We start from the raw sequence: 1,468 nt of genomic DNA, 5'->3' as shown, positions 1-1,468 counted from the left end.
CAAATGACATAAGGGGCATCAAAATGGATGCTGTTGCCAAAATTCAAACCCAATGGAAAATCATGCTGAGGCGATCGCTCTAATGGCTATAGATATGCTGAAGGAAGTAGCCCATTTTGCTAATGAACAGGAACAAAACTTTAATATTCGTATTGGTATAAATACTGGCCCAGTCGTCGCTGGTGTTATTGGACGTAAAAAATTTATATACGATTTATGGGGTGATACTGTGAATATTGCTAGTCGTATGGAGTCTCACGGTATACCAGGTGTTATCCAAATAACAGAACAGACCTATGAGATTTTACAGCACAAATTTTTATTTGTGGAACGGGGATTTATTGATATTAAGGGCAAAGGTTACATGAAGACTTATATTTTGCAGGGGAAGAAAGAGTTATAATAAAAAATTGTCAGTCATTGCAAAAATTTCTGATTTGTGTGTTATATTAAAATTATGCGGATGTGGCGGAATTGGTAGACGCGCTAGATTTAGGTTCTAGTTTCTTCGGAAGTGGGGGTTCAAGTCCCTTCATCCGCATTTAACTGAAGAAGGAAGAAGTAAGAAGTAAGAAGGAAAAAGTTGATGGGGATTAAAACCCCAACCAATTTTAAACACTGCTTATGAGGTGCGGGGTATGAGACCCAAAAGAAAAAGATAAAAAAATGGTAATATCGTAACTTTCTAGAAATATCAGACTTAAGACACAGTTAAAGGCATTCCATTATCACTAGGTTTGAGCTTCAACAAAAAAGGAACAGCTTTCTTTACCCAAGACTGCACAGGAGTACATGACTTTGCTGCCTCCCCAAAACAAATATCTAACATCTCAGTATGAATAACTCCAGGGTTGAGAGGAATAGCGGCCATTCCTGACGGTAATTCTTGGGCTAAAGTACGGGTCAAACCCTCAATTGCCCATTTTGAAGCGCAATAAGGCCCTACTTGTGGAGAAGTAGAACGTCCCCACCCAGAACTAAAATTAACAATTATTCCACTCTTTCTAGAAATCATAGCGGGGAGAAAATGACGCATCACATTTGCCACACCCTTAATATTAATATCAATTAATTGGGAAAATTCCTCACTATCAACTTCCCAAACAGACCCTGGTTGATTAATTATAGCGGCATTATTTATTAATAAATCTGGCGGTGAATAATGACTTAATGTTTTAGTTACCCACTCTCGCACATAATTTTCATCTGCTACATTCACAGAAGTAAACTGATGTGGATTACCATATTTAGTAGTTAATTTTTCAACAGCAGATGCAGAACGAGCACAACCAATAATAGTATGACCTAATCTAATAAATTCATCGGTCATAGCTCTACCTAAACCACGGCTAACTCCTGTAATAACAATGACCTTTTTCATCGGGTATATATATTTTTTTACTTAACTCTTATTATAATTAAATTCCGTTCTAATTGAAGAAGGAAGAAGGAAGAAGGAAGGAGTAAG

1 protein-coding gene, 1 tRNA gene and 1 pseudogene are annotated in these 1,468 nt (G+C 37.0%); 2 read left to right on the top strand and 1 reads right to left on the bottom strand.

The features are described from left to right. Positions 1–40 precede the first annotated feature (40 nt). Both F6K13_RS32915 and F6K13_RS32910 read left to right on the top strand, forming a co-directional pair. Positions 41–403 (top strand): annotated as a pseudogene (locus F6K13_RS32915) (adenylate/guanylate cyclase domain-containing protein); the annotation flags it as partial. 56 nt (positions 404–459) lie between these two features. After that, positions 460–541, top strand: a tRNA-Leu gene (locus F6K13_RS32910). Between the two features lie 159 nt (positions 542–700). Here F6K13_RS32910 and F6K13_RS32905 read toward each other — a convergent pair. Further along, on the bottom strand, positions 701–1,381 hold the full coding sequence (locus F6K13_RS32905; RefSeq protein WP_287275721.1) for an SDR family oxidoreductase: 681 nt from the start codon (positions 1,379–1,381) through the stop codon (positions 701–703). Between the last annotated feature and the right edge of the window lie 87 nt (positions 1,382–1,468).

It is taken from the genome of Okeania sp. SIO2B9 (assembly GCF_010672505.1).
Taxonomy (GTDB): Bacteria; Cyanobacteriota; Cyanobacteriia; order Cyanobacteriales; family Microcoleaceae; genus Okeania; species Okeania hirsuta.
The sequence above is the reverse complement of the archived record's forward strand: the minus strand, read 5'-3'. Positions and strand labels throughout refer to the sequence as shown.

Coding starts and splice junctions, on each gene's coding strand:
- F6K13_RS32905 (WP_287275721.1), bottom strand. CDS start 1,381: ATGAAAAAGGTCATTGTTATTACAGGAGTTAGCCGTGGTTTAGGTAGA.